Below are 26,825 nucleotides of genomic sequence, written 5' to 3' on the forward strand. Positions count from 1 at the left end.
TCTGTCGGTAGCGTTGACGGGCGGGCCTTCAGGCGCTTTGGATGTTGGCGGCCAGTGCCAGACGGACCAGCGCGGGAAGCGATCCGGCCCCGGTCTTGCGCATGACCGCCGCGCGGTGGTTCTCGACCGTGCGTTGGTTGATCCCGAGTTCATTGGCGATGATCTTGTTGGGATGTCCCGCCAGCACAAGCGTCAGAACTTCGCGCTCGCGGGCGGTGAGCTGCGCGAAGGGCTTGCGCGCGACCTTGTGGGACTGGGTCTTGGCCTCGTCATTCTGGGCGAGGTCGATGGCATGGCGCACGCTGGACAGCAGGTCGGCGGCGCTGGCTGGCTTCTCGATCAGGTCGGATGCTCCGGCCTTGAGCGCGGCCGTGGCAACCGCGGCGTCACCGTGGCCGGTCAGCATGACGACCGGCAGCGTCGATTTCTGGCTCCGCAGCAGGCTGATCAACGAGATCCCGTCCATGTCGGGCAGCAGGTTGTCGACCAGAAGGCAGGCATCGCCCTCGGGTCGGGGTTTCGACAGAAAATCCTCGGCCGATGTATAGCTGACAACCTTCCAGCCTTCGGCCTCGAACAGGCGTCGCAGCGTTTCGCGGATCATCGGGTCGTCATCCACGACGTGAACGGTCAAGCCGGTGGCCTGCAAGCTGCGGGTGGTTCCGGGCCTTGCAGAGCGCGTGTTTTGCAGCAGGTCCGAGATCATGGCCAGAAGCACCTCGGGCATGACCGGTTTCATCACGTGATGGTAGGGTGAACTGGCAATGCCTTTCAACGTGGCTTTGGTGATGTCGCCTGTCAGGATGATGGTCGGCACCGTCTCGCCCAGAACATCCGGCAGATCCTGCGCCAATTGCAGGCCCGTCGTGCCGCCATGCAGGTCGAAATCCGTCAGCAAAAGATCGGGGCTGTCCACATCCTCGCTGGCCCAGGCCAAGGCTTCCTGTGCATTGGCCATGGCGATGACGTCATGGCCTTCCTTGACAAGGACCTTGGTCATCAGATCCCGAAGCGGTTCCTCATCCTCGACCAGAAGGATCGTGCCGGTCTGATGCGTCGAGGCGGGCGGGACGGGGACGGTCTCTGTCGCCTGTTCGGCATCCAAGAGGGGTTCGACCACGGGAAGCGTGATCATGAAGGCCGACCCCTTGCCCGGAGTGGACCGGACGGACAGCGGATAATTCATCAGATGCGCAAGGCGCTGCACGATGGACAGACCAAGCCCCAGACCTTGCCCCGCCAGTGCCGAGCCCTTGTCCGCCTGATGATAGGCCTCGAAGATGGCCGAGCTTTCGGTTTCCGCAACGCCGATGCCGCTGTCGCAGACCAGAATGGTCAGCACGCCACCACGGCGCCGGCATCCCATCAGGATACCGCCCTTGGGCGTATATTTCAGCGCATTGGACAGTAGATTGCGCAGGATCTGTTCCAGAAGCTGCGGGTCCGTCTGCACCCATGCCTTGCAGGGCACCGCGCGCAGTTTCAGCCCCTTGACCCCGCATTGAGGCCGGAATTCTTCGGCAAGCCGCTGCATCAGCGGCGCGATCGCCATCGGTCGCATATTGGGGCGCACGATGCCGGATTCGATCCGGTTTACATCCAGCATGGAGTCCAGCATCTCGGTCATCGACTGCAGGGTCTGATCCAGAAGGGCGGCCAGTTTGGCCCCTTCGGTCGAGCGTTTCTGTCCACCCAGAAGCTGATGCAAGAGCGCCATGGATTGCAGAGGCTGGCGCAGATCATGACTGGCTGAGGCCAGAAAACGCGACTTCGCCTTGGTTGCGCGTTCGGCCTTGGCCATCGCCGTCACAAGGGCCGCGTTGGTGCGTTTGCGCTCGGTGATGTCGAGATAGGTGATGACCACACCCTCGACCTTTTCCCCTTCGGTGCGATAGGGTTGAATGCGACGCAGGAACCACTGTCCGCTGTCATCGACCGTTTCCCGTTCGATGGGTTCGGAGGTTTCAAGGACATGTCTGGCGTCCGAGTCCAGATCGTCGTCCTTCGCGACGGCGGCAAGGTCCGCGAGAGGGCGGCCGATATCCGTCGAGATGACCCGAAAGACGGAGCGGGCCGCAGGTGTAAAGAACCGGATGTTCAGATCCCGGTCAAGAAACAGGGTGGCGACATCAGTGCTGTAGAGCACGTTCTGAAGGTCATTCGCCGTGGTGCGGTGCCGTTCGAGTGTTTCCTGCAACTGGCTGTTCAGCGCGGTCAGTTCCTCGTTCAGCGATTGCAGTTCTTCCTTCGAGGCCAGCAGTTCCTCGTTCGTGGATTGGAATTCCTCATTGACGGACAGGGCCTCGGCCGCATCTGCGGCATGAGCCTCGACCTCTTGCTCCAGATCATGCAGGGCGTCGGACAGATCGCTTCGGGTCGCTTCCAGTTCGGATTCAAGGTCCCGTGTCTGCACCTCCTTGCCAGAGGGGCGACCGGTGGTGCTTGCGTGATCGCCGCTTGTGGCACGGGTTGTGTTGATGAAGCAGACCAGCAGCAACTGTTCGGTGCCCGCCTTGACGCTGTGGAGATCCATGTCGAAGTCGGTGACGCTTTGGATGCGGCCACCCGACACGGTCACGCGCGGGTTGGACGGTGTGCAGGATGCTGCTGCCGCCCTGAACCTTGCCCGCAGGACCTTGGGCAGCATACCCAGGACGCCGCCATCCGGGTGTCCTTGTGTGATCTTGAGGTATTTTTCCGTCGGTCCAAGGAAGTAGAGGCATTCAAGCCGCGTGTTCAACAGAACCGCGGCGGGTGCATAGTTCTCCAGCACAATGCGGCGGCACAGGTCTGCCAGCGCGTTGCGGCGCAGCGAGGGCTGGGTGTTTGTGGACGCGGCGTCCTCTTCGCGTTTGCCGATGGCGAAATGCAGATCACCGGGATTGTTGTGACCGACACGACGCCAGATGCGCGCCTGCTTGTCCTGAACGGTGAAGCATCCGTCGCCCGCACCGGGCATCTCGGCGGTGCCCAGCAGCAACAGACCGTTTTGCCGCAGGGCAAAGCAGCATTGCGCGATCACCCGCCGTTGCGCCTCGGGTCCCAGATAAATCAGGACATTGCGGCAGGAGACGAGGTCGATCTTGGAAAAGGGCGGGTCCGACAGCAGGTCTGCGACCGTGAAGACGATCATGTCGCGCAAGGCAGAGGTCACTCTCCATCCCCCGTCCTCGGCCACGAAAAAACGCTCAAGGCGCTCGGGCGAAACCGAGGTTTCGATGTCCTTGGGATAGAACCCGGCCCGTGCGGTCGCGATGGCTTCGGGATCTATGTCCGAGGCAAGGATCTGCACGCGGGTGGTGGACCCTGCTGCCTCGGCCGCTTCGATACAGGTGATAGCAAGAGAATAGGCCTCTTCGCCTGTGCTGCATCCTGCGACCCAGACCCGCAGGGGACGATCCGGCGCCAGATTGGCCAGAAGATCCAGCAGGGCGGTGGTGGCCAGATGGTCAAACACTGCGGGATCACGGAAGAAACTGGTGACATGGATCAGAAGATCCGCTGACAGCAGGGAAAGTTCCTCGGGATTTTCCTTGAGCATGGCAAGGTAGCGGTCCATCTGGTTGACGCCAAGTCCGGCAAGCGCCATGCGCCGCGCGATGCGCCGCTCCAGTGTCCCCCGCTTGTAGAGCGAAATGTCATGGGCCAGATGTTTGCCCAGAAAGGCCAGCAGGTCGTCACAGCTTGTCTTGTCGGCTGCATTGCCGGACGACGCGGCGTTCTGGTCCGCTGGCGTTGTCTCGGCCGTCTCGTCCTTGTCATGGCTGAAAGTGCCGACGAAGCCTTCAATGGCGGCGACCATCTGATCCGTGCGCAGCGTCTGTGAGACGAAACCCGTCTTGATGGCGCTTTCCGGCATGCCGGAATAGCCCGCCTCGGACGGATCCTGCGCGATGACAAGTCCGCCCGCGGAATGGATGTCGGCAATGCCCTTGGTGCCATCCGTGCCTGTGCCGGACAGAACGATGCAAGCCGAACCTGCGCCCGCATCCTTGGCCAGGGATTGCAGGAGCAGATCGAAAGGCAGTCGCACGGATTGACCGGTCTCGGGCTGACGGAGGTGGATCGCTCCATTGGTGACGGTCATGAAGACGCCCGGTGGAATGACATGCAGAACGCCGGGTTTCAGCATCATGCCCTCGGTCGCGAGCATGACCTTGAGCCGTGTCTGGCGCGACAGAAGGTCAACCACCATGCTGTCATGCGAGGGATCAAGATGCATGATCAGGATGAACGCGGCGTGCATGTCGGCGGGAAAACCGTTGACCAGCGCACGGGTCGCCTCAAGCCCGCCTGCAGAGGCGCCGATGGCGATGACGGGTATACGACTGCGTGGCGAGGTGTCCGACATTTTCGTCTCCAACCGGGGCTGAGTGCTGCGGTTAACGTGTGATCTTTTGCATCACGAGGCAGCCAGAACACGCTGATCGGAATTCATTGTCTTACAGAAACACGCTTAGCAGGGTTTGGATCCATCCGATACAGCAATTGATCCGCGCGCCTGCACAGGTGGTGCCCGCAGTGTCACGGTGAGACGGTGGCGAGAAGTTGCGCATGAGTAGATTCCGACGCTACGCACCCCGATCGCGGAAACCTAATCTGATGTCATGAAGCGATGCCTTTGAGGGGCGCGCCAAAGGGCTGGCTGGTCCGGTGACAGGATCTTGCGACAACACGTTCCTGATCCGGTTCGGGCCAGCCCCAATGTCGGAAGGACAGACCCATGAACCAGATCGTCTACATCGTCGGTGCCATCGTCATCGTGCTCGCTCTGCTGAGCCTTGTCGGCTTGCGTTGATTTCGCGTCCAAGAATGAGGAATACCACCATGATTTCTGAAAATGCACCATCCCGGCACATCACCGGGACAACGTCCTCTGCTGAAACTGCAGAAAGCTCCTATGTGGATTGGGCGGCTATTCTTGCAGGTGGCATCTTCGCACTTGCGATCTCTTTCCTGCTGGTCAGCTTTGGCGCCAGTCTGGGATTGTCCCTGGCCTCGCCATTTCGCGGTGAGGGAGTGTCCGCGGCCTGGCTTGTCATCGCGGCGGGGATCTGGCTGGCCTGGGTGATGGTCGTCGGTTTCGGCGCTGGAGGTTACTTGTGCGGCCGGCTGCGCCGCAGGGCCGGTGACGCCACACCCCATGAAGTCGAGGCCCGCGACGGCATGCACGGTCTGCTGGTCTGGGCCACCGGCGCGATGGTCGGAACGGTTCTGGCGGCGTTCGGTGCGGGTGGTTTCATCAGCGCCGGTGTGTCCGCTGCGGACACGGTCACCGAACTGGCAGGCGACGCGGTTTCGTCTGACTACTTTGCCAATGTGATGCTGCGCGGTGACGCCGGTGCCACGACGGGCGAGGGGGCCGACGCGATCAGTGTCGCACCCGCTGTGCAGCAAGAAGTGGCGACGATCATCACCCGCAGCCTGACGACGGGCGAGATGGTCGATCGTGACCGCACCTATATGGCGCAGGTCGTCGCGGCCAACAGCGATCTTGGTCAGGACGAAGCCCGCGCCCGTGTCGATGAAACCATTGCCGAGATTGACGCGGCCCGCACCGCCGCGCGTGAGGTTGCCGAGAAGGCCCGCGTGGCTGGTGTGATCTTTGGCTTCATCGCCGCCGCCACCTTGTTGATCGGCGCCGTAGCCGCCTTCTTCGCGGCGGCCGCAGGCGGGCATCACCGTGACCAAGGTCTGGGCTTCGACATCTTCACCGCGCGGCGCTGACGCGCCACGCCCCGGACCCAACTTCCAAACGGAAAGGAAAGACCCATGCCCGCATTGATTGCTTGGCTTCTTGGCGCACCGATCCTCGTCATCCTGATCATCGCGCTTCTGCTCTGACAATTCTCGGATGTCAGACCGCTGCACAATTCCAGGATAAAAGGAGATGTTCCCATGCCTCATGAAAGCCAGTCAGAGATTTTCATCCGTCTGCTGGGTGATGCCGTTCAGGCCGACCGTCTGGTCCGCACATCAAACAAGGCTTCGCAGCTCAAGGACAAAGTGAAGCGGACCCGACGGCTTTTCCAGCCGGACATCGACGACGCCATGTATGCCATCGGTCCGCTGGATTGCGTCCAATTGATGGCGGCTGGCGCGATCAACCCGCAGAACGGCTGATCCCGCGCCGCGTGGCGCAGACGACACCACGCTGTTCATCCGACGTTCCGGGGCGATCCTGCCCCGGAGCGGTCCCAGATCCGAAAAAGGAAACTTATCATGACAATCGAAACTCTGGACGACCTGTTCCTGCACACTCTCAAGGATGTGCTTTATGCCGAGCGCAAGATCCTCAAGGCGCTGCCAAAGATGGAGCGCAAGGCCACGGATCAGAAGCTGAAGACGGCGCTGCTGTCGCACCGGGACGAAACCGAGGATCATGTCGTCCGTCTGGAGGAGGTGTTCGAGATCCTTGGCAAACCCGCCCGCGGTGCCAAATGCGACGCGATGGTCGGTCTGATCGAGGAGGCCGAAGGGCTGATGGCCGAGATCAGTGATCCCGAAACCATGGATGCGGCGCTGATTTCCTTGGCTCAGGCGGTCGAGCATTATGAAATCGCCCGCTACGGCACATTGGTGGCCTGGGCCAAGCAGCTTGGCCTTCCCGAGGCTGCGGCTTTGCTGAAATCGACGCTGGATCAGGAATATGGGGCGGACAAGGCCCTGTCCAAGCTGGCGGAACAGCGGCTGAATGCGGCCGCCGCCGGGTAAGCCACAACAGGGCGCAGGGGGTGTCTTTGGCCCCCTGCGTCCGCTTTGCCGGTTCGTCCGCGCGAAAATTCAAACTGCTCCCGCGACAGGTCAAGGACGCTGCGACACGCGACCGACCCGTTTCCCGATGGTTCCAACCCGAAAGCGAGACGCAAAACATGCACGGCCAACATCCGTTTCATATCCTTCTGCCGCAGCACACGCCTTCCCTGCGACGGCGTGCGCTGAGTCTGACCTCCAGTCCGCACCGTGCCGAAGATCTGGTGCAGGACACATTGCTGAAAGCCTGGGCCAGTCGGGACAGCTTCCGGCAAGGAAGCAACCTGCGCGCCTGGTTGTTCACGATCCTGCGCAACACGTTTTTCTCTGACCTCAGAAAACATCGTCGCGAAGTCGAGGATGTCGATGGCTCATACTCTTCCAGACTGTGCGAGGAAGCCCGGCAGGAGGATGTGATCTCGCTGAAGGAACTTATCGCCGCAACAGGGCAACTGCCCTATGTCCAGCGCCGCCCCGTGGTGCTGATGGGGGTCTACGGATATTCCCAACTTGAGGCGGCCAATGCCTGCCATTGCACGGTGGGCACGATCAAAAGCCGCGTCAGCAGGGGCAGGGCCACCCTTAACATGGCTTTGTCGGAAACCCCGAGAATGAGCGGATAGCGCGGGGTCTGATGGGCAGGGCGGGCCGTCACGGCGCGGGTGTCGGCGGCGGTGAGGCCGCATCGGTCGCGGGCTCGACAGAGATGGCTTCGATGGCGCGCCCGCTGAGGAAGTTGCCGAAAGTTGCCAGCGCCGGCACGTGATCGCAGATCACTTTGATCAGCACGAGGATCGGCACCGCCATCAATGCGCCGGGAATGCCCCAGAGCCAGGCCCAGAAGATGACCGTCAGGAATACGGCAACCGTATTCAGTTGCAGGCGCGCCCCCAGCAGCATCGGCGTCAGAACCTGCCCCTCGATCGCGGTCAGCGCCTGATAGGCGATGGGGGCCAGCATGGCATAGTAGAGGCTGTCGAAATGGACGATGGCAAAGGCGCCCACCCCGATCGTGCCGATGACACCCCCCAGAAACGGCAGATAGTTGAGGCAGAAGGCCGCGAGGCCCCAGACGAAGGGGTAGGGCATATCCAGCAGATACATGGCCGCGGCGATGGCAAGCCCAAGCACGGCGTTGATCACGGTGATTGCCACGATGTAATGCGACATCCGTCTTTCGATCTCGTAGATGACCGTGAGGGCGCGCTTCTTGTCGCCGAAGCGGGGAAAGGATTCCACGATCTTGACGTAGAACAGATTGCCTGCCGACAGCAGGAACAAGGCCAGCACCAGACCCGCGGCGAGGGAGGTGACGAAACTGGCCAGATTGCTGACGGCCGTGGTCAGGAGGCCGGGTTGCTGCAACACGACGGTTGAGGCGGCTTCCTCACCGCCCTTGGCCAGATCCTCGACCTGTTTCGAGGCGTCCTGCACCGCAGCCACGGACGCGGTGATCCCGCGCAGTTTGTCGCGCAGTTCAAAGGAGATGCGTGGGATCTCGTCGAACCAGCTGGCGACCGATCCTCCCAACAGCAGGACGGCGACACCGATCATCCCGGCAAAGCCGAAGATCATCACGAAGGCGGACAGCGGCGCGGGGATACCGCGACGCGACAGCCAGCGCACACCGGGCCCCAGCGTCAGTGCCAGCATGAAGCCCAGAACAACGGGCAGAACCACGTCCTTTGCAAAGTAGACGGCGGACAGCGTCATCAGGATGACGATCGCCGTCAGAAGCCTGTTGGTTGTGGCCGTCTTGTCCATGCTATCCATGACTTTCCTCCGATGATCGGGATCGACCTGATCCATACGGGTGCGTTGCAACGAGCGGCGGGGTCATCCAACGGCCTGCGGCACGGGCAGGCCAGCCGTTCGTGTCGATGATACACGGGTTTTATCCGAACCGCGCATCATAATCCGCCGGGGCAATGCGTCTTGGCCGCAGGCCGGTTTGCCGGGATGTGCTCATGTCGGTTGCGATCGGTTACGCGCGGGGTGCGGGGCGTTGGTCGCGTCCGAAGCGTAGCGATCCACAAGAAAGCTGGTGGCCCCATGGAACAGGGCCGAGGCGAAAATCGTGTAGGCCACCAGAGCCCAGAGCTGATCCTCGTTCACGAATTCCATATGCCCGGTCGCATAGCCGACATAGTAGATCGAGCCGATGCCGCGCACCCCGAAGAAGCCGACGATCAACCGGTCACCCGAACTCATGCCACTGCCCAGCAGGGACAACCAGCCCACCAGCGGCCTGATGACCAGCAGCAGACCGAAGCCGATGAGCGAGTGGCGCCAATCCAGAACCGGCCAGAGTGCCGGCAGGATGCCCCCCAGCAGCAATAGCAGGAAGGCGGTCAGAACATGTTCGACAGCCTCGCTGAAGGCGTGCAGTCGCTTGTGAAAGTGGTGCTTTTCCTGCACGCGGCGGCACATCAGACCGGCGGTGAATGCCCCGATGAACCCGTATCCTTCTGCCAGTTCGACGACGCCGTAGCACAACAGCACAGCCCCAAGCGCCAGAACACCGGGCCCGCTTTTCTCGATCGCCGCACTTCCCCATGGGGAAAACAGGGTGCGCCCCAGAATCCACCCGATCAGGGCACCGATCACGGCCCCGACGACGATCCGGTAGAGCACGTCGCGCAGCAGCCAGTCGGCAAGCCATTCCGACGGGTTCGTGCCCTGCGCCGCGATGATCAGCCCGAGGTAGACGAAAGGAAAGGCCAGACCATCGTTCAACCCGGCCTCGGCTGTCAGGGTGAAGCGCACGGGATGTTCGCGGCCCTCCAGCGGGGGGCCGACCTGCACATCACCTGCAAGGACAGGGTCCGTGGGGGATAGAACCGCCCCCAGCATCACGGCCCCCGCGACGGTCAAGCCGGCCAGTGCCCATCCCAGCAAGGCAATGGCCGCCACGGTCAAGGGCATGGCGATCACCAGCAACCGCACCGTGGGCCGCCAGCGGCTCCAGTTGCTGATATCGTCGATCCGCAGACCCGTGGCAAAAAGCACCACGATGACCACGATCTCGCTGATGATCTCCCAGATCGCGGGCGAGACGGTGGGATCTGGCACCTTTGGCATGCCGGGGATCAGGTTGAAGATCACCAGACCCAGTATCATCAGAACCGCCGAGGACAAGGCCGTGCGGTTGAAGATGATCCGGGGCAGCAGATAGGCGATGAACACAGCCGCACCGACAGCCGCCATCAGGATGTGCATCTGCGATAGGCCGAAGAAGGGAGCGGTTTCAGACATGGACGTTCCATTTCCGGGATCGTTGGAACCAGCCGCTGTGGTTCAGGCGCATCATGCGGGGTCGTTGTTCGGCACTGACCCCGCTCTTAGCGGCTGATGAGGGGATTGCCCACCCTTTTACGGGGCGCGGGCCCCATGCCGGATTGCGGGGACTGTATCGGAGGCAGAGTGTCAGCCTTGCGCGACGAAAGCCTTCGCAGGTGCAGCCTTGCTCGGCGCAATATGCGCCGCAGCAGACTTGACCGCCGCCTGCCGCGCCAAACCTGCCTGCAGAAGGCCGTCATGCGTGCCGCAGTCATAGCGCGTGCCACTGAAACGAAAGGCCGTGATCGCCGTGGTTTCGGCATCATGGGCGATTGCGTCGGTCAGTTGGATTTCACCGCCAGCGCCTTGTTCGACACCGTGCAGGGTCGCAAATATTGCAGGATCCAGAATATAGCGGCCGACAGCCGCCAGTCGCGATGGTGCCTTGTCCGGAGCCGGTTTCTCGATCATGCCCAGAACCGACACGCTGCGCCCGATCGAGGGTCCGGCAAGTCGGAAGATGCCATAGCTTCCGGTTTCCTCGGGCTTGACCTCCATCGCTGCGATCATGTGACCTGTGCCGTATTGGGCTGCCATTTCCGGCAGGCAGGGTTCGCCCAGGATCAGGTCATCGGGCAGGATAACCCCGAAAGGTCCCGGCAGGACGTCATTCTCGGCGCAGAGCACGGCATGTCCCAGCCCCAGCGGTTCAGGCTGCTCGACGAAGACGATCTCGATGTCGTCCGGAATCTGGATATCAGCCATGGCGCTGCCCAGATTGTGTTTGCCCGCCTTGTTCAGTTGCTGGACATGGGCGCGGTGCGAGGTGAGGTATTGGCGGATCTTTCCCTTGTCGGGATGCGTCACGACGACCACGCGCTCGACTCCCAAGGCGATCGCCTCGTCCATGGCGAATTGCAGCGCGGGACGGTCATAGACGGCCAGCAACTCCTTGGGTGTGACCTTGGTGACCGGCAGGAGCCGCGTTCCCAATCCGGCGGCGGGGATCACGATTGAGCGAATTTTCTGTGTCATCTGCGGTTCTTTCCATATGGCAAGACGGTTTGTCTTGTTAACGCCCGTGCCGTGCCTTGCGTTCCGGTCGGGCAGGGCACGCGGGTGTTTTTTGCCGCTCTTTTTCGGAGGGGTTCGTCAGGATTTGTAAAGTTCAAGCGTGTGCCGGCCCAGCAGATGCGCGCAGATGCCAAGTTGAAGCGACATACGCATCAAGGCGCGCGTCCGCCGGGCGGGCCAGACCGCATGCACCGCGCCCAGCCCAAGAAACAAGGTCGCCTTGCCCATGGCCTTGGCCAGCGGGATGGCCGTGCCGCTGTGGTTGCGATCCGGCTGCGTGATCATGCCATGGGTCTGTCCGGCGCGAAAACTTCTGCGCAGAAGGAATCCAAGGCTTTCCCGCTGTCTGGGGACGTCCTCATGCGTGATGGCGTCGGGAGCATACCCGATGACCCCGCCTTGTCTGACCATGCCGTGAAAGAAGGCGTCATCCTCGCCCCCGGTGCGCCCCAGAGCTATGTCGAAGTGCCGCCCCACAAGATGGGGGCTGTCCAGACGCAGCATCACATTGCCGGTATAGCCGTTGAGGATGCGCCCGTCCTTTTGGATGACAGGGGTCGCATCGTGAAGCTGTGATCTGCGCATCCAGAGTGCCGTGTCCGCGCTGTAGACCGCCGTAACCTTGCCTAAGACAGCATCGGCGCCCGATGTCGTGATGTGGTTCAGAAGATGTCTGGCCCAGCCCATGGGGGCGACCTCGTCATCGTCGATCATGGCCAGGTAGTCCGCCCCCAGGAGACGGGCTTTCGCAAGCAGCGCGTTACGGGCGACGGATATGTTGCGTGCTGGCGCATGGACATAGTGCAAGGCGATCCCGGACTGGCCCTTTGCGTTTTCGACCAGAGGCAGGGCAGAGGGGGTGTCGTCATTATCTGCCACGATCACGCAGCAGTGCACATCCAGCGCCAGGCTTTGCTGCGCCAGACTGTCCAGCGTCTGTCGCAGCGAGGGGCGCCGAAAGGTGCAAACACCAATGGCGACGGTCACCTTGTCCCGCGCTATGCTTTGGAGCAGGGTGTCAGGCATCGTTGCGTTGCCACTGTGACGGCGCGCTGCTACGGTGCGGGGGTTCCTTGGAATTGACATTGTTTGCTGGCACCACGTCCTTGACGTTCCTTCGAAGAATAGAAAGCCGGCCATGAAGATCGTGTTGTTCATCTGCGGCATGTTGTGTGCGCTTGTCACGGTTGCGGCGGCGACATTGGCGCTGGGTTGGTCCGTCTGGTCGGTCGTTGCCATCTGCGGCGCCGTTCTGGTGAGCGGGCAACTTCTGTATTTGGGTGTGATACTCGGCGATGCGTGGTTGCGCCGCGCCAAGGGATCCGAGGACGATCGGCCCGCATCCTCGCGCAAGCATGGAACGCGGTGACATCTGGCCCGTCACGCCGCGGTTTTCGCTGTCAGACCTGCCCTTCATCCGCGTTCCGCCCGGCTGTGGCGGGGCAGGAACAAGGGCGCGGCATGCCGGTCCACCTGTCTGGGTGGGGAAGCCCGGCGCACGGCGCGTAGCCCATAGACAAGCGCCACCAGCACCATGACGGACAGCGCGTGGAATTCGAAGAAAACCGGCACTTCCACGACGGACAGGATCATCACGAAGGAAATGGCCATGAAGCCGAACATGGCGGGCGCGTGCCCGACGGTCAAAAGCCAGCGGCTGGCCAGAAGAAAAGCCGGCACCAGAAGAAGGATCTGCAACAGGACACCGATCATCCCGATCTCGACCGCGTTGGACAGAACGAGGTTGTGGAAATTGAAACCGGATCTGGACAGGATGTAGAAATCCGACCAAAGCGCCTCGGCCAGGGCGTTGCCCTCGACCCAGAAGGCACGGTAGCCTGTGCCCAGGATGGGGGCGCGTGTGATTTCGGCGACGGCGGACGCCCATAATTCGGTCCGGCCCGTCAGGGAGGTGTCTTTCCCCGTCATCTGCACGATCACACCCATGATTGCATCGCGGAACGGGATCACGATCCCCAGCACGACCATCAGAGCGCCCCGCAGTAGCATGGCGCGCGGTCTGCGGCGGGCGGGTGGCAGGCCGGACAGGCCCAGCAGGATCAGCGCGGCCACCAACACGAAGACGGATGCCAGAATGGCGCCCACCGACTGCGCCAAGGCGATCTGCGGCAGGGCAAGAGCCGCGCCGCCCAGCCCGGCAAGACGCCAGATCACGGGTTGCCCGCGATCGGCCAGAAAGGCGAAAGAACACAGGAGCAGCGCAACCATGGTGAACGCAAAGTAGTTCTTGCTGTCGAAGATCCCGATCCAGACACCATCGGCCCGGACATCACCGATCAGCACACTGGCAATCCCTGCCATCGCAAGGGCGGCGAACTGAACGCGCAAGAAGATGACCGGGGCCAGACGATTTGCCAGCGTGACGGCGATCATGAAGGTGACCAGCAACTGCAACCCGTGCCTGAGAGAGAGATCAGGATGCGCCGACCACAGGGCGCTGAGGGTGCACCACATGGGCAACAGGAAAAGCCACCAGTAGTCCTGCACCTCGCGCAGGGTCAGGTCGATCCGGCGCAGCATCAGGAAAAGTCCCGAGATCAGGAAGATCAGCACCCCTTCGCGCCCCAGATAGGACAGGAAAACCAACGCGGTGAAGACCGCCAGCGCCAACAGCACGTTCGGGCAGATGTTGAACCCTTCTGCGGTCCGGGCGTGGTTCGGCTGGTGGCGAAAGGAGCTCATTCCACGTCCTGCGACAGCGTGCAAAGGACGGAGTCCGGAAACTGACAGGCGTCGCCCAGGGCGGTGAAGGCGATCCAGTCGATATCCATCCGCTTGGGCTGATCGGGTTCGACAAAGGGCCCCATCCAGTCGGTCAGCGTGTCGGATCCCCACAGGCTGAAGTAGATCTTCTGCGGACGTTCGGGCAAGGCGGTGTCCGACACGTCATGGATCAACTGACCGTTGACATACCACCGCAGCCGTCCGGGTTCCCATGTGAAGGAATAGATGTGAAAGGCTTCATGCGCGGGCCGGGGCAGGGGCACGACGGCCCCATGCATCGGCACACCGTCCACATAGGTGTTCACCGTCACATCCTGCGGGTTGGCGGTCAGGATCTCGACGTCGATCTCGTCATGGCGTTCGCCATGCGTCGGTCCGATATAGGTAAAGAACGCGGCATTCAGACCGCTTCCTTCGTTCGTTCTGATCCGCGCCTCATAGGTGCCGTGGCTGAACCTTTGCCGGGTCTGGATTTCACCGCAGAGATAGGCATGGGCCAGGCTGTCGTGCCGAAGGAACAGCAGACCGATGTGATCCGCCTCATGCACCACGGCGCTTTCGGACCAGAGGCAGTTCTGATGGTCGCCGTTGCTCCACCCGTCCGAGACATACCAACGGTCGCGGTCGAATGTTGACAGATCGTCGAAGAAGGATGTGCCGATGCTGTCGGCCCGTGCCTGGAGTGACGTCATCAGCAGCAGGACGGCCCCAACGGTCCGGGCTGTGCGGGCGATACACGGTATCCGGCCCGAAACGCGTCGTGATCGTGGATCAGTCATCCTAAACCCCCTCATGCGGATCGGCAGGGGTGTCGCGATCCTGCGTTGTCCGGTTGGACTTGTTCAGCACCGTGCCTATGAACTTTTCATACAAAACCGGATGCGCCGACAGGATGGAGCGGAACAGAGCCTTGTCTGTCCGTCCCCATTCCAGCGCGATCACTACCGCGTCGAGACCGACAAGAACGGCATCCGCATCAGGGGCGGTGTCCAGAGGCGGCAGGTCGATGATCGTGAGGGCGTATTGCCCCCGCGCCTCGGCGATGACGCCCGCAAAGCCGGGGTCGGTGATCATCTCGAGGGCCAGAGGATCGTCCGGCGCGAAACTGGACGGAAGGACTTGCATCCCCGTCGTCGCCTCTGTGCGCAGCGTAGCGCGCCACGCGACGCGCCCGACCAGAACTTCGCGCAGACCTTGGCCCATCGTTTGACCCATCATCCGGCTGAGCCCGGCCGACCGGACGTCCGCATCCACCAAAAGGACCGAAGCCCCCGACGCGGCCACCAGCGCGGCCAGATTGGCGGCGAGGGTCGTCTTTCCCTTGCCCGGCCCGACCGATGCCACGCCCAGCACGAAGCCTTGCCCCGTGGTGGAGGCTGCATCGCAGACAACGCGGATGTTGCGCAAAGTCTCGGTGAAGTCGGAATGTGGGCTGGCAAGGGCCGGGAAATGATGCGCAAAGCCTTGCTGTGGGCCGTCGTTGCCGTCTGTCCCTTCTGTCCGGGGCTGGGGCGATGTCGCCTTGTCCGCGCGGTTGCGCGCTAGCGGTGGCAGATATCCGAAGAATGGCCGTCCGCTGATCCGCTGCACGTCGGCCTTGGTGCGGATGAACCTGTCCCGGTGAGATTGCCAGATCGACAGGGCCCCGCCCAGCATGGCCCCCAGAACAAGCATCAGGGCCAAAACGATGGATTTTCGGGGTGCTACCTGATCTTCGGGGATGTCGGCGACGGAGAGCACACGGACATTCGTGACCGGAAACGTCTGGGTCTGTTCCAGATCCTTGAGGCGTAACAGATAGGTCTCGTTCAGGGCATCAAAGATCTCGGCCTGCCGCTCCAGCCCCAGCAGGGCGACCCGCGCCCGGGCCAGTTCGACATTCTCGGCAGACATCTCGGCAATGCTGGCGCGCAACATTTCGACCTGAATGTCCAGTGCGCGCACCGCGTTCAACGAGGACTCATGCATCCGTTGCATCTCGCGTTGCAGGGCAAGGCCTTCGGCGGCGATCGCGGCGCGCAGTTGCGCGACCTCGACGTGGTCGGGGCCGTGCTGGCGTTCCACAGCCTCGCGGCGTTGCAGAAGCGTCAGCAAACGCTGCTCGCTTGCGGAAATGTCACCCTCTGGAATGCGAACCCCGGCGGCGCCGGATTCGACAAAGCGGACCGGGTCCATGTCTCGCAGCTCGGCATAGATGCTGCTGAGAGAGCGGGCCTGCGCCAGTGCGACGATGGCTGCGGCAAGATCCGTGGTCAGTTGGGAGATCGTCTGAACGGTCAGCGTTTCGCCCGAGACGGTCAGCAGACCGTTGCGCGCCCGGAATTCCTCGACCTTCAGGGTGGCGTCGGTCGAGTTTTCCTGAATGATCAGAAGTCTGTCCCTGAGCCAGTCGAGCACAAGAGCCGAGGCTTCGACATTTCCGATCAACTGGTCCGAGACGAAGGCCCGCCCGTAGGCGTTGACGATGTCCGCCGCAAGCGCCGCATCAGTTGTTTCGTAGCGGATCGAAAAGGCCGAACTGCGCCCCTCGCGCCGCACGTCGATGGCCTCGCGCAATGTGTCGGCGGCGGCCATGCGCCGCTGGCCGTCATCCGGTGCGATGTCCACGGGATCGGCCGCCGCGCCTGCACCGGGCAGCAGCGTCGCCGCAATACCCCGCATGCGTTGAACCGCAGCGCCAATCACCGAACCCTCGGGTGCCGTGAAGGCGGCCATGTCGTGCAGCGCAAGATCCTGCACCACCGCCAGCGCCAATGTCTGCGATTCCAGAACTTTCTGCGCGCTTTCCAGCATGACTTCGTTCTGACCCAGCGTTGATGGTCGCGTGAAGCCACCCGAGGCGCCCGCGACCTCGTCCACGATCATGACTTGGATTGCGGCGCGGTAGGACCGGGGCGTGAGCGTGATGTAGACCACTCCCAGGGCCAGTGCTGCCGCTGTTGTCGCCAGCATGATGGTCTTGTGCCGCCACACGGTCATCAGGGCTGTGCCGATGTCAAATCCCGGCCCTGTCACTGGCCGCCGGGGGGCGGGCGTCATGCCGGGGTCGCTGTCGCCAAATCGCAGGAGCATCCTGTTCATCGCTCCTCTCCTATCAGGGGTGGCCATTTGCGGCCACGTCCTGTCCGGTGGACTGCGTTCGCAAGAAACCGGGACCAGAAACCGAAGGACCAGGCCATCTGCATGACCGCCGCCGGAAGGCCACTGAAGGCCATGTCTATCTGACGGCTGCGCAGAGCCGTCGCCAGACCTGCCAGAAGGCAGACGGTCAGCCAAAGACCAAGGGGCAGGGCCAGCAGAGGCGTCACGATCCCCGCAACTGAGAGAAGGGCGACGGGGGCCAGTCCGATCAGCACCAGATGCCGCATGTGAAGCGTGCCCGGATGTTTCCCCGCCGTATCCGCCCGGCCAGCGCCAAAGCGGGCATATTGGGCGGCAAGGCGACGCAGACTGTCGCGGGGGAAATAGTCGATCCGGGTCGCACCTGTCAGCCAGATGCGGAATCCTGCGGCTGTCAGCCTGTGGTCAAGCTCTGCATCCTCGTTATGGCTGAACGTCGCGTCATAGCCGCCCACCGCACGGAAGGCCTGCACCCGGATCAGGGCATGGTGGCCATGATCGACGAAGCGTCCCTGGCACCCCATGCGATGCTGTGACCCGCCATTGCCGACACGCGCGTTCTGCGCGGTTGCGATGTTGCGCTGCATGAACCCGGACCCGGTCGCCCGCATGCGGACCACGACGCTGTCGGCCCCTGTCCGCCGGGCCTCGTGCAGCAGGAGATCGCAGTAGTTGTCGGGATAGCCTGCATGGGCATCGGCGCGGATGATCCAGTCCAGCTGATCCCCGAAATGCGCGACAACCAGGTTGATGGCTGCTGATTGCAGCCGTTCCGGATTGTGCAGCAACACGATACCTGGGCGCTGCGTGGCGTCGTGCTGCACAAGCTGGATCGTGCCGTCGCTGGACCCGCCATCGACCACCACGATCATGGCGTCAAGGCGCAGCGCCTGTGGGGACAGGCTGTTGATGACCGACGTGATGTGCTTGGCCTCGTTCAAGGTGGGAATGATGATGGCCACGCGGCTCATGCTGGTCTGGGCCTGCGGGCGGTCCGATTGGGTCAGGTCCCGGTGAAGAAAGGGTGACATTGTGTTCATCGGGCCGGCTCCGTTGACTGAATCGGGCTGACCTGACGCGCCTTGGCATGGCCTGCCAACAGATCGACAAGGTCGACACAGGCGTCCTGTGTCATCCGCCAGCTGCGCGGATTCTGGGCCAGGATTTCTGCGCGCAAGGCGGCACGTTTCGTATCGTCCAGTCCTGCCAGCAGGTCACCCAGACTGTCCGGGTCAAGCGACTTCAGGAGGAGGCCAAGGGTGCGCCGTTCCAGATAGCGGGCCGTCTCGGTCCCGGCCAAGGCCAGAGGGATACAGCCGTGGCCGCAGCTTTCATACAGACGATTGGGCAGCAGCCAGTCGGAATTGGCCCCGGCATCCATCCTGTCGATCAGCCAGGCGATATCGATGCCGGAATAGATAAGGGCAAGGTCCTGCGGATAGGCATAGGGACCGTGAAAGGTGATGAAGGGATTAGTGTCCACGATCCTGTGAAAATCGGGGATCGAGTCCAGGGCGGGTCGCCCCCGCAGCACCAGTTTCACCCGCCCCCCACCGCGCTGGCAGAGGTCGTCAAGACAGCGCAACGAGGCGGCACAGCGCAACACACCGAACCAGCCGATGGTGACGGACTCATCGCTGTGCCTCGATCCGCAAGGTTGCAGCGCCGGGCCATCCGGCATGGCGGGGTCCCAGATCTTGTTTTCGACCAGAACCAGAGGTGCGGTGATGCGCCCGTAACGGGCAAAATATGCCGCGTCAAAGCGCAGGGACGAGACGATCACACGCTCTGCCATGCGGCACAAACGCCCTTCGATCAGGCGCAGAATGGCGGGGATCACACCTTGCCCCAGCATCAAACGGTGAATGTCCAGAACCTCATAGATCAGTCGGGGTTTGCGCCCCTTGGGGGCCATGGCCTGAATCCGGCGGGCGAGTGGAAGCATTTCAAGACTGCGGGCCAGGATCACGTCAGGCGTGCTGCTGCCTGCGATAGCGCGCGCTCGTGTCAGCACGCGCAACGCGCCCATGGCACGATGCACGAACCTTCCGTTATGGGTCTGGCCCAGAACGGTTGCCGTCCCGGCGCGCGGTGTCGTGGCGCGCCGAAACCCGGCCAGTTCGACCTGCGCGCCACCGGCTTTGAGCATGTCGACGCGACGGCCAGTCGCCGGGTCGTCAAGGTCGTGCACGAGATAGAGTATCTTCGTCATGACCGCTTCGCTTCGGATAGGGACAGGGACAGGGGCAGGGCGATCGAGCGCGCCTCTTGGGTGACATGTTGCGATGACACGCTCTGCACGGACATGACACGCGGCACCAGCCCCAGGGCATAGGCTCCGGCCCGGTCGATGGCGATGATGTCCAGGTCATGAACACAGGACAGATGCGCCAGATAGGCCCATGTTTTTGCACAGGAAGGTGACCACCCTGTGTCTGGCGCAGCCGGAACATGGAGGATGGTTGCACCGGGATACTCCGATGCCGCTATCTGGTCGCGCTGCGCGAGAACGATCGTCTTTCGGGTCCGTGTCTCGCGGGGTTTGTGCCACCGACGGACCAAACGCTCTTGCAAGCTGCGCAGCAACGACAAGGCGCTTTGGGGGTGTCGCAGCAAGGCCCCTGCGGCGCGGCGTGTATCCCCAGCCTTCAGGGCGTCGACGATGCACACATGGACCAACTGGTTCCGGGTCAGCCGAAGCCGCCGCTGCACGGCGCGTGACAGATCCGTCATGTCGCGCGGCAACTGGCGTTGGAACCCCTCTTGCGCGGCAATCATCAGACGCAGCTTTGCCGCGCTTTGGCGGTAGGAGGCCGAGGCGGCATGGCGTCGGTAGAGATACATCGCGTCGGGGAGCAGCGAGAACGTGGCCCCCGACATCAGCAGACGCAGGTAAAGGTCGTGATCCTCGTCGATCCGCAGGGACTCGTTGAAGCGCAGGTCGCGCAAGGCCGCCCGGCGGATCAAGGGCTTGAGATAGCCCAGAGAGATGGTCCGGGCGCCATTCACGTGACCGCTGACCAGCGTCACCGCATCTATGGTCTGCGGTGCGGCAAGGGCGAGGTCCTGAAGCAGCGTCTTGTTGCGCTCCGTCGGGGACTCGCCGAAGAAGATGATATCATCTGCCACCATATCGACATCAAGAGCCACCGCCGACCGGATCAGATGGTCCAGACGTTCCGGATGGATGATGTCGTCCGAGTCGACGATGGCGATCCACGCGCCACGGGCAGCGGCAAGTGCGCGGTTGCGCGCCCCGGCCGGACCCCGTGATCTGCTGGACGCGATCAGGGTGATGCGTGGATCAAGGGCCATTTCCTGCCGGATGATCAGGCAGCTGTCATCGTCGGAGCCGTCGTCGGCGATGACAAGTTCAAGGTGCCTGTGGGTCTGGGTCATGACGGACCGGATCGCCGCTTGCAGATAGGCCTGTCCGTTGCGGTTCGCCATGATGACGGATACCAGATCCGCGGGCCGGTCCGCTGTGTGGCGCGTTGCCGGTGTGACTGTCGTCCGTGGGGTCAGCATGTCAGACATCGAGGCGTCTCTCTTTTGCGAGCAGGCGCCTCAGTTCGGCAATCTGGCGGCCTGACAGGGCGAACGCCACACAGGTATAGACAAGAACCGCCAGCGCCATCTGTGCGCCAAGACGGGCCCCGTCGCCCAGCATCGGCCAGAGCCATGGCACCGCGAGGATTGACGCGGACATGGCAAGGGTCGCGGTCAGGGGAACCAGCAGCACGTCGCCATATTGTCGCAGCGATATCCCGGTCAGCTTGCGGGCGATGAAGAAGCACCACGGCAGAACGGCAGCGTTCAGGATCACCAGACCGGTCATCACCGTTTCAAGCCCGGTCCGGATGAACACGGCAATCACGGCCACAGCCATGATCTGGCGGGTCAGATCGAAATAGAGCCACAGATCCGCCCGACCCAGTCCCATCGCCAGTGACAGGGTGGGGGAATGCAGACCCGAGAGAAAGCCGATGATCGCGAAAGCCTCGATCGCGGGCATGGCCGCTTGCCAATGGGTTCCGAACACCAGAGGAACCCCGCTGGCCGCCAACAGGTAAAGCCCCGCAAAAAAGGGGAATGTGGCAAGGGTTGTCGAATGCAGGATGTGGCGGAAGGCTGTGACATGTCTGGCGCGGTCCTGCTGGATCGAGGCAAAGAAGACGGTCGAGACCGGCTGAAGCGCGCCCGCCGTGAGGCCTGTCAGCAGTTCCAGAAGGCGTCTTCCCAGAAAGTAGAGACCCAGCGTGGCCGGTCCTGTCATGAACCCCAGAACCAACAGGTCCATTCGTAGGAAATGCAGTGCATTCGTGCCCGATTGGAACAGACCGAACCGCCTGAGGTCGCGGAATGCGCTCAGGCGCAGGGTCATGCCGGGGCGCCACCGCGCCGCCTTGAGCAATACAATCATCGACACCAGTGAGGTGATCACGGGCGCTGCGGCCAAGGCCCAGACCCCGTATCCGTTCAGCGCCATCACGACGCAGACCAAACCGCCCACGCTGTTGCCGAGGGCTGTGCGCGCGGCGATGTATTTGAACTGCATCGCCCGGATCACAAGCGCCTGCGGCACGACCGCCACCATGTCGATCAGCAGCTTGAGGCCGATGAAGGGCAGCAGCGTGGCCAGCAGTGGTTGACCGCTGATCCGTGCAATGGGGCCGGCGGCAAGAAAAAGCGGGACATACAGGATCACACCCGCCGCGATGCACATCCAGAACACGGTATCGAGGTGTTCATCGCCAATATGGAGACGCTGGATGATCGCTTCGCCGAAAGCGGCCGGGGTTGCGCAACTGATCAAGGCGATCACGCTGATGGCCAGGGCCACACTGCCGAACGCTTCGGGACCAAGCAGTCTTGACGTGATCACGAACACCATCGCCGCAATCAGGACCGCCGATCCGGTATTGATGGTGGACCAGCCGACATTGATCACGGCGCGACGCGCCTGACTGGGGGCATGCATGGTCGCCCCGGTGGTGCCCTGCGCGGGAATGCTCTGGCGGTCCTGAGTCATTCTGTGTCCATTCCGTCCGCCGCCTGCGCCCGTTCGGGTCGCGGGGTCGGCACCTTGACCTGCACCACATCGCCGGGGGCAAGGATCGTCCCGATGCCGGACAGGCGTCTGGTCTTGTCGCCGTCCTGCCGGATGATGGTGACGACCGCATCGTCACCCGTCGCGGCGGTCAGGTTCCCATCGGCAAAGAGAAGCCCGCTTTCCACCGAAGAGATGTGCCGCTGCGTTTCCAGAGTCGTCAGCACGCGGTCCAGTTCGCTTTCCACGCGTTGCAATTCGCGCCTGTCCTCAAGCCATTCCCTGTCACGCAGGGCGTCTTTTTCCGCCTCGGCCAGCGCGATGCCTTGTCGGGCCTGAAGCACCGCGGTCGATACATCAAGAAGTTGCGACTCTGTCAGCATCAGGCTGCGTTCGGTTTCGGCGACGCGTGCGCCGATCGCCAGACCTCCCTCGGCCAGAGACCGGACGTTCTCGTAGTCGCGCCGGGAACTGATCACGATCCGCTCCAGCGCCGTGGCATTGGCGTTCAGGGCCTCGATCTCGCTGCGCAGAAGCTGCACGCGGTCGTCAAGCGCGACAAGCTCACGCGCACGCCGCTGCTGGCGCAGCCTGAGCACCTCGTTCTCGCCATCGACCACTGTCTGGGGCCAATCGGAGTCCTCTGCTGTTGCGGGGATGGCAATCGTCTCACGGTCGGCGATGGCGGCCAGAAGCATCGCCCTGCGGATGGTCAGCCGCTCGCGCTCAAGGCCGAGAAGGGCAATTGTGCCCTCACTGTCCAGAAGCTCGCGTGTGTCCATCGCATCCGACGCGCGGGCCGCCTGCGCCATCAGCTGTGCCGCTGTCAGGCCGGGGCGGAAGGGATATTCGCCGGGGCTGCGCACCGCGCCCGCGATATAGACGGGACGGTAGCTCAGCACCTGAACCGCCGCATCAAGCGAGGCGGACAGGGCGAAACGCCCTTGCAGTTCTTGGGTGATCAATGCGGACAGCTGGGCCGGGGATAGACGCTGAGCCTCGATCCGTCCCAGAAACGGGATGGTCACCATGCCATCAGTATCGACCGGCAATTCCGCCCGCATGGCATCCCATTCCAGAACGCGGTTCTCGACGGGCTGCCATTCCAGCACCCGCAACTCCAGAACATCGCCGGGGCCAATCGCATAGGACTCGGCCATCGTTCCGGCGGGCCAGAGCCCAAGGCCGACAATGGTGATGATGGCTGACGCCCTCAGATGCATGGCTAAACCTGTTCGCTGGGGACCAAGGAGGGGCAGGGGGTCAATATGACCCGGTCCCATTGATTGCGACGGGCACGGTCCTGAAGATCAGGATGATGTCGGCCAGCATCGACCAATGCGTGACGTAATAGCGGTCAAAGGCGACGCGCTTCCGATAGGACGAATTGCTGCGGCCGCTGACCTGCCATAGACCTGTCAATCCGGGACGACTGCCCAGGTAGTGGCGAAGGGACTGTCCGTATCTGCTCTGCTCGGTCCATTCTATCGGGCGTGGCCCGACAAAACTCATATCCCCTGAGAGGATATTGAAGAGCTGCGGCAGTTCATCGACGCTGTAGATGCGCAGAAAATGGCCCAGGGGCGTCACCCGCGGATCATGCGTCAGCTTCTGGTTCTGCTTCCATTCACGGGCGGCCTGAGGATTGCGGACAAGGTGGGCTTTCAGCAGGTCGGACGAATCCGGCAACATGCTGCGAAATTTCCAGCATTTGAACTCGCGTCCCGAATAACCGACCCGCGTATGGCCAAAAAAGGCAGGGCCACGATCCGAAATCTTGACGGCCAGACCAACCGCCAGAAGGAGGGGGGACAGTAAGATGATCGCCATCAGGGCCAGCGCAACATCAAATATTCTTTTGGCGATACCGCCGCAGGGTTTCTCCTGATACCGAAAAGACGTCTTGATATGCGACATCCGGGTCAAGCCCGCAGAAGGCTTGTGCAGAGAGTTCTGTTGCATGTGTTATTGACCTATGCCCCGTATCTCAGGGGAATGCCTATTTTGATGAAAAAGCAGTCACATTTCTGGTCCAGAACCTGACATTCGGAAAAAGACCGCGTGGGAGATGTGAAAGGCAAAGGAAGAACGCGACGGGTCCACAGCCAATTGAACGGTATGTCCAAAAAGGATCGTCACAACCCTATCTCGACCGATTGTTTTCGGTAACCGTCGGAAAATACCTAGAGCGTCATTGAATCGCCACAATCGGATCGGGATTCGTCATTGTGTCTTTTTGCGGATCGGCGGTGCAGGCTATCCGCGCGGCATTCAGGTCAAGCGCGCTTAGATGGATGCAGGGATTGTCACGCGCATAGTCTGGCAGGCTCAGCCGCGACCTTCAGGGCGGATCCGGGGTCAGCGCAGCAGGGGGCCTTCGTGATCCAGATAGTGGATATCGAAGCCAGCAAATTCTTTCAGGCGCGCGAAGTCGTCAAAGGTGACGTGGCCTTTCTGGAAGGTGACAAGCCCTTCCTCGCGCAGGTTGCGCAGCACGCGGTTCACATGGACGGCGGTCAGCCCAAGGACATCGGCAAGGTGGTATTGGGTCAGCGGGCAGTCGTAGCCTTTATTGTCCCCCAGTCCGACCAGTTTCAGGCGCGCACCCATTTCCAGCAGGAAATGTCCCATCCGCTCGTCAGCATTTCTGCGCCCAAGGTTGACCAGATGTTCCACAACCATCGCTTCGTCGCGGGATGCGGCCCACAGAATGGCAGTCGCCAGACGGGGGGACTGCCCGAACCCGTCAAGGATATCGGCTGACAGAACCACGGACGCCTCGAGCCGCGTGACGGCCTCCACGCTGTGATCGGCGGTGCGGAAGAGAACGCTTCGCAGACCCAGAAAATCCCCCGGGATCTGGATATCCACGATCTGGCGCCCACCGTCGGGAAGGATCTTGTAGGAGCAAGCCCAGCCTTCGGCCAGAATGAAGGCCGTCTGCTTTGCCTGACCCTCGGTGACCATCTCATGCCCCGGCAAGAAGGTTTTCCGGCTCCGGTGAAAGCGGCTCAGAATGTCCAGATCAGCGTCCGAGAGGGCCACAAAGGCCGTCAGTTTGCGCGTCAGCGGGCTTTTCAAGATCGACATGGCATCTCTTTCGATGGGGTGAGGTCTTTCAGGACGAAACAAGCAACCGAAAACTAAGGGGCCGATACTGCTCTCAATCAGCGCGGCCCATCACGAACTGTTTACGATGATATCAGGTTTTCAACGCTCGGTGTGGGAACCAGAGATCCTCTGACGGAAGTGAGACGCTAAATGACCGGGTCGAACGACATCGCCGGACGGGCAGCCTTGACCATATGCGAGTCACTGTTGTTGGCCTTGAGCGAACGCAACATTCTGCCGGAGAAAGAGATCACGGGGATACTCAAGGATGCGGCGGCGTCGCATGAGTTTGTTCCTGCTGATGACCAAGCCGAGATCCATGCCGCTGTCGCTGCTTTGATCAACACGATGCTGGAACGGCGCAACATCCCGAACCGGCGCGGATAAGGGCACGCGGCAATCGGTTCCGGACGATCGACAAGGCCGTGTCGGGCTGATTGCCGTCCCGCTAGTCTGCCGATGGCAGGCGTTCGGAGGCGCATCATCCGGGCCTAGCGCATGCCAAGAGCACCCAGGATGAACAGGACGATGACCACGAGGCCGACGATATAGATGATTTTATTCATGTGTTTTCTTCACCTCTGCAACCAGTGTCTGGTCATTCGGGCCGCACAGGTATCGGGAGAGGGAATTGCAAGGACTAACCTGGATCAGTGCCGTTGATCTTTTTCTCGCATCGACTTTCCGACCGTGAAACGTGACAAATACAATACGACCGGATGTGAAACTCTGCAGTCTTTAAACCGTTCCAAAGACAGTCCGGGTATTTGAGGGTTGAGCTGATTACCGTTTCGGATCGTTGCGCAAAAAAGGTTTCAAACACAAGTTTTTCATCCACTGATTTAGATTAGTCCGCCCGAATGAAAGCTCACCTATCACACCCTTAGTGATCGAATCCTCGTTCACATCGCGGTTCTTTGCAGACACGGGACAACTTTCCGAGAAAGCCATTCGTGGCCATTCGTGGCCATTCGATATGCGGACCTTGTTAGTGCTCTGTGAAAACCCATGAAAGATTAGACATGTCCATGAAGCTTACTCTCAGCGCCGCTATTGCAGGCCTGGTTCTCACATCTGCCGCCTCTGCCCAGACCACCGCGACGGCCTGGACCGAATTGAACCTGCGGTCAGGTCCCGGCGCGACCTATGACATCATTGCGGTCATCCCGACTTCGCAGGCCGTGACGGTTGACGGCTGTCTTGACGAGTCCAACTGGTGCCGTGTGTCCTATGGCGAGAACAACGGCTGGGCGGCAGGCGACTATCTGACCGCGACCGTAGAGGCGCCGATCGTCGTTAATCGTGAGCGGCTTGCCGTGAAAACGATCACCTATGAAAAGTCCCCGGACGCGACCGTCGGCGGCGGTGCCACCGGTGCTGTTGCCGGTGCGATGATCGCGGGACCGGTCGGTGCCATCATCGGCGCAGCCGTCGGCATGACCCTTGGCGATGCGGTCACACCGGAAGAGCGCGTCACGACCTATGTTCGTGCCAACCCGGTCGAGCCGATCTATCTGGACGGCGAAGTCGTCGTCGGCGCCGGCATCCCCGAGACAGTGACACTGTCGGAAGTGCCAGACAGCGAATATTACTATGCCTATATCAACGGCGTACCCGTTCTGGTTGAGCGCGAGCAGCGCCGGGTAGTTTACGTCGTTCGGTAAATCAACGCCTTGATTGCCCAAGGTTTGGC

General features: G+C 62.0%; 22 protein-coding genes. 7 read left to right on the plus strand and 15 right to left on the minus strand.

The features are described 5' to 3' along the window. Positions 1-28 precede the first annotated feature (28 nt). A complete protein-coding gene (locus PVW27_RS07420; RefSeq protein ID WP_274556483.1) occupies positions 29-4,351 on the minus strand; it encodes a chemotaxis protein CheB in 4,323 nt (1,440 codons plus the stop codon). A gap of 476 nt (positions 4,352-4,827) precedes the next feature. Between PVW27_RS07420 and PVW27_RS07425 the strand changes: the two genes are divergently transcribed. From PVW27_RS07425 to PVW27_RS07440, 4 genes are all read left to right on the plus strand, one after another. Beyond that, positions 4,828-5,727 carry a hypothetical protein gene (locus PVW27_RS07425; RefSeq protein ID WP_274556485.1) on the plus strand — a complete coding sequence of 300 codons (900 nt, stop codon included), beginning with the start codon at positions 4,828-4,830 and terminating at the stop codon, positions 5,725-5,727. Between the two features lie 171 nt (positions 5,728-5,898). Next, a complete protein-coding gene (locus PVW27_RS07430; RefSeq protein ID WP_274556487.1) occupies positions 5,899-6,123 on the plus strand; it encodes a hypothetical protein in 225 nt (74 codons plus the stop codon). A gap of 99 nt (positions 6,124-6,222) precedes the next feature. Further along, the gene (locus PVW27_RS07435; protein ID WP_274556488.1) at positions 6,223-6,714 is read left to right on the plus strand and encodes a YciE/YciF ferroxidase family protein; all 492 of its coding nucleotides are present in this window, start codon (positions 6,223-6,225) and stop codon (positions 6,712-6,714) included. Between the two features lie 158 nt (positions 6,715-6,872). Beyond that, a complete protein-coding gene (locus PVW27_RS07440) occupies positions 6,873-7,376 on the plus strand; it encodes a sigma-70 family RNA polymerase sigma factor (protein WP_274556490.1) in 504 nt (167 codons plus the stop codon). A 28-nt stretch (positions 7,377-7,404) separates the two neighbouring features. On the opposite strand, the gene PVW27_RS07445 is transcribed toward PVW27_RS07440, so the two are convergent. From PVW27_RS07445 to PVW27_RS07460, 4 genes are all read right to left on the minus strand, one after another. Then, a complete protein-coding gene (locus PVW27_RS07445; RefSeq protein ID WP_274556492.1) occupies positions 7,405-8,526 on the minus strand; it encodes an AI-2E family transporter in 1,122 nt (373 codons plus the stop codon). Positions 8,527-8,718: 192 nt separating this feature from the next. Beyond that, entirely contained in the window at positions 8,719-10,008 is a 1,290-nt protein-coding gene (locus PVW27_RS07450) for a cation:proton antiporter (protein ID WP_274556494.1), read from the minus strand. A gap of 171 nt (positions 10,009-10,179) precedes the next feature. Continuing rightward, on the minus strand, positions 10,180-11,067 hold the full coding sequence (locus PVW27_RS07455; RefSeq protein ID WP_274556495.1) for a UTP--glucose-1-phosphate uridylyltransferase: 888 nt from the start codon (positions 11,065-11,067) through the stop codon (positions 10,180-10,182). Between the two features lie 117 nt (positions 11,068-11,184). Continuing rightward, the gene (locus PVW27_RS07460; protein WP_274556497.1) at positions 11,185-12,132 is read right to left on the minus strand and encodes a glycosyltransferase; all 948 of its coding nucleotides are present in this window, start codon (positions 12,130-12,132) and stop codon (positions 11,185-11,187) included. A 112-nt stretch (positions 12,133-12,244) separates the two neighbouring features. Between PVW27_RS07460 and PVW27_RS07465 the strand changes: the two genes are divergently transcribed. After that, a complete protein-coding gene (locus tag PVW27_RS07465) occupies positions 12,245-12,475 on the plus strand; it encodes a hypothetical protein (protein ID WP_274556498.1) in 231 nt (76 codons plus the stop codon). A gap of 44 nt (positions 12,476-12,519) precedes the next feature. Here PVW27_RS07465 and PVW27_RS07470 read toward each other — a convergent pair whose 3' ends face one another. The 10 genes from PVW27_RS07470 to PVW27_RS07515 form a co-directional block, all read right to left on the minus strand. Then, positions 12,520-13,809 carry an O-antigen ligase family protein gene (locus tag PVW27_RS07470; protein WP_274556500.1) on the minus strand — a complete coding sequence of 430 codons (1,290 nt, stop codon included), beginning with the start codon at positions 13,807-13,809 and terminating at the stop codon, positions 12,520-12,522. Beyond that, positions 13,806-14,630, minus strand: coding sequence for a family 16 glycosylhydrolase (locus tag PVW27_RS07475; RefSeq protein WP_274556502.1), 825 nt, complete (start codon positions 14,628-14,630; stop codon positions 13,806-13,808). The genes PVW27_RS07470 and PVW27_RS07475 overlap by 4 nt, the downstream gene beginning before the upstream one ends. 1 nt (position 14,631) lies before the next feature. Then, the gene (locus PVW27_RS07480) at positions 14,632-16,932 is read right to left on the minus strand and encodes a GNVR domain-containing protein (protein WP_274556504.1); all 2,301 of its coding nucleotides are present in this window, start codon (positions 16,930-16,932) and stop codon (positions 14,632-14,634) included. Next, the gene (locus PVW27_RS07485; RefSeq protein ID WP_274556505.1) at positions 16,929-18,011 is read right to left on the minus strand and encodes a glycosyltransferase family 2 protein; all 1,083 of its coding nucleotides are present in this window, start codon (positions 18,009-18,011) and stop codon (positions 16,929-16,931) included. The genes PVW27_RS07480 and PVW27_RS07485 overlap by 4 nt, the downstream gene beginning before the upstream one ends. After that, positions 18,008-19,183 carry a glycosyl transferase gene (locus PVW27_RS07490; protein WP_274556506.1) on the minus strand — a complete coding sequence of 392 codons (1,176 nt, stop codon included), beginning with the start codon at positions 19,181-19,183 and terminating at the stop codon, positions 18,008-18,010. The genes PVW27_RS07485 and PVW27_RS07490 overlap by 4 nt, the downstream gene beginning before the upstream one ends. Next, positions 19,180-20,508: a glycosyltransferase family 2 protein gene (locus PVW27_RS07495; RefSeq protein WP_274556507.1), complete on the minus strand. Its 1,329-nt coding sequence runs from the start codon at positions 20,506-20,508 to the stop codon at positions 19,180-19,182. Before PVW27_RS07495 ends, PVW27_RS07490 begins: the two co-directional genes overlap by 4 nt. After that, positions 20,501-22,003: a lipopolysaccharide biosynthesis protein gene (locus PVW27_RS07500; protein WP_274556508.1), complete on the minus strand. Its 1,503-nt coding sequence runs from the start codon at positions 22,001-22,003 to the stop codon at positions 20,501-20,503. The genes PVW27_RS07495 and PVW27_RS07500 overlap by 8 nt, the downstream gene beginning before the upstream one ends. After that, the gene (locus PVW27_RS07505) at positions 22,000-23,244 is read right to left on the minus strand and encodes a polysaccharide biosynthesis/export family protein (RefSeq protein WP_274556510.1); all 1,245 of its coding nucleotides are present in this window, start codon (positions 23,242-23,244) and stop codon (positions 22,000-22,002) included. The genes PVW27_RS07500 and PVW27_RS07505 overlap by 4 nt, the downstream gene beginning before the upstream one ends. 40 nt (positions 23,245-23,284) lie before the next feature. Beyond that, on the minus strand, positions 23,285-23,983 hold the full coding sequence (locus PVW27_RS07510) for a sugar transferase (protein ID WP_274556513.1): 699 nt from the start codon (positions 23,981-23,983) through the stop codon (positions 23,285-23,287). 396 nt (positions 23,984-24,379) lie between these two features. Further along, positions 24,380-25,111, minus strand: a complete 732-nt coding sequence (locus PVW27_RS07515) for a Crp/Fnr family transcriptional regulator (RefSeq protein WP_274556515.1) — start codon at positions 25,109-25,111, stop codon at positions 24,380-24,382. A 171-nt stretch (positions 25,112-25,282) separates the two neighbouring features. Here PVW27_RS07515 and PVW27_RS07520 point away from each other — a divergent pair, with 171 nt between their 5' ends. Further along, positions 25,283-25,519 (plus strand): hypothetical protein, encoded by a 237-nt coding sequence (locus tag PVW27_RS07520; RefSeq protein WP_274556517.1) that lies wholly within the window; start codon positions 25,283-25,285, stop codon positions 25,517-25,519. Positions 25,520-26,154: 635 nt separating this feature from the next. Further along, on the plus strand, positions 26,155-26,796 hold the full coding sequence (locus PVW27_RS07525; RefSeq protein ID WP_274556519.1) for a DUF1236 domain-containing protein: 642 nt from the start codon (positions 26,155-26,157) through the stop codon (positions 26,794-26,796). Positions 26,797-26,825: the final 29 nt, after the last annotated feature.

The organism is Seohaeicola sp. 4SK31 (assembly GCF_028802875.1).
Lineage (GTDB): Bacteria > Pseudomonadota > Alphaproteobacteria > Rhodobacterales > Rhodobacteraceae > Seohaeicola.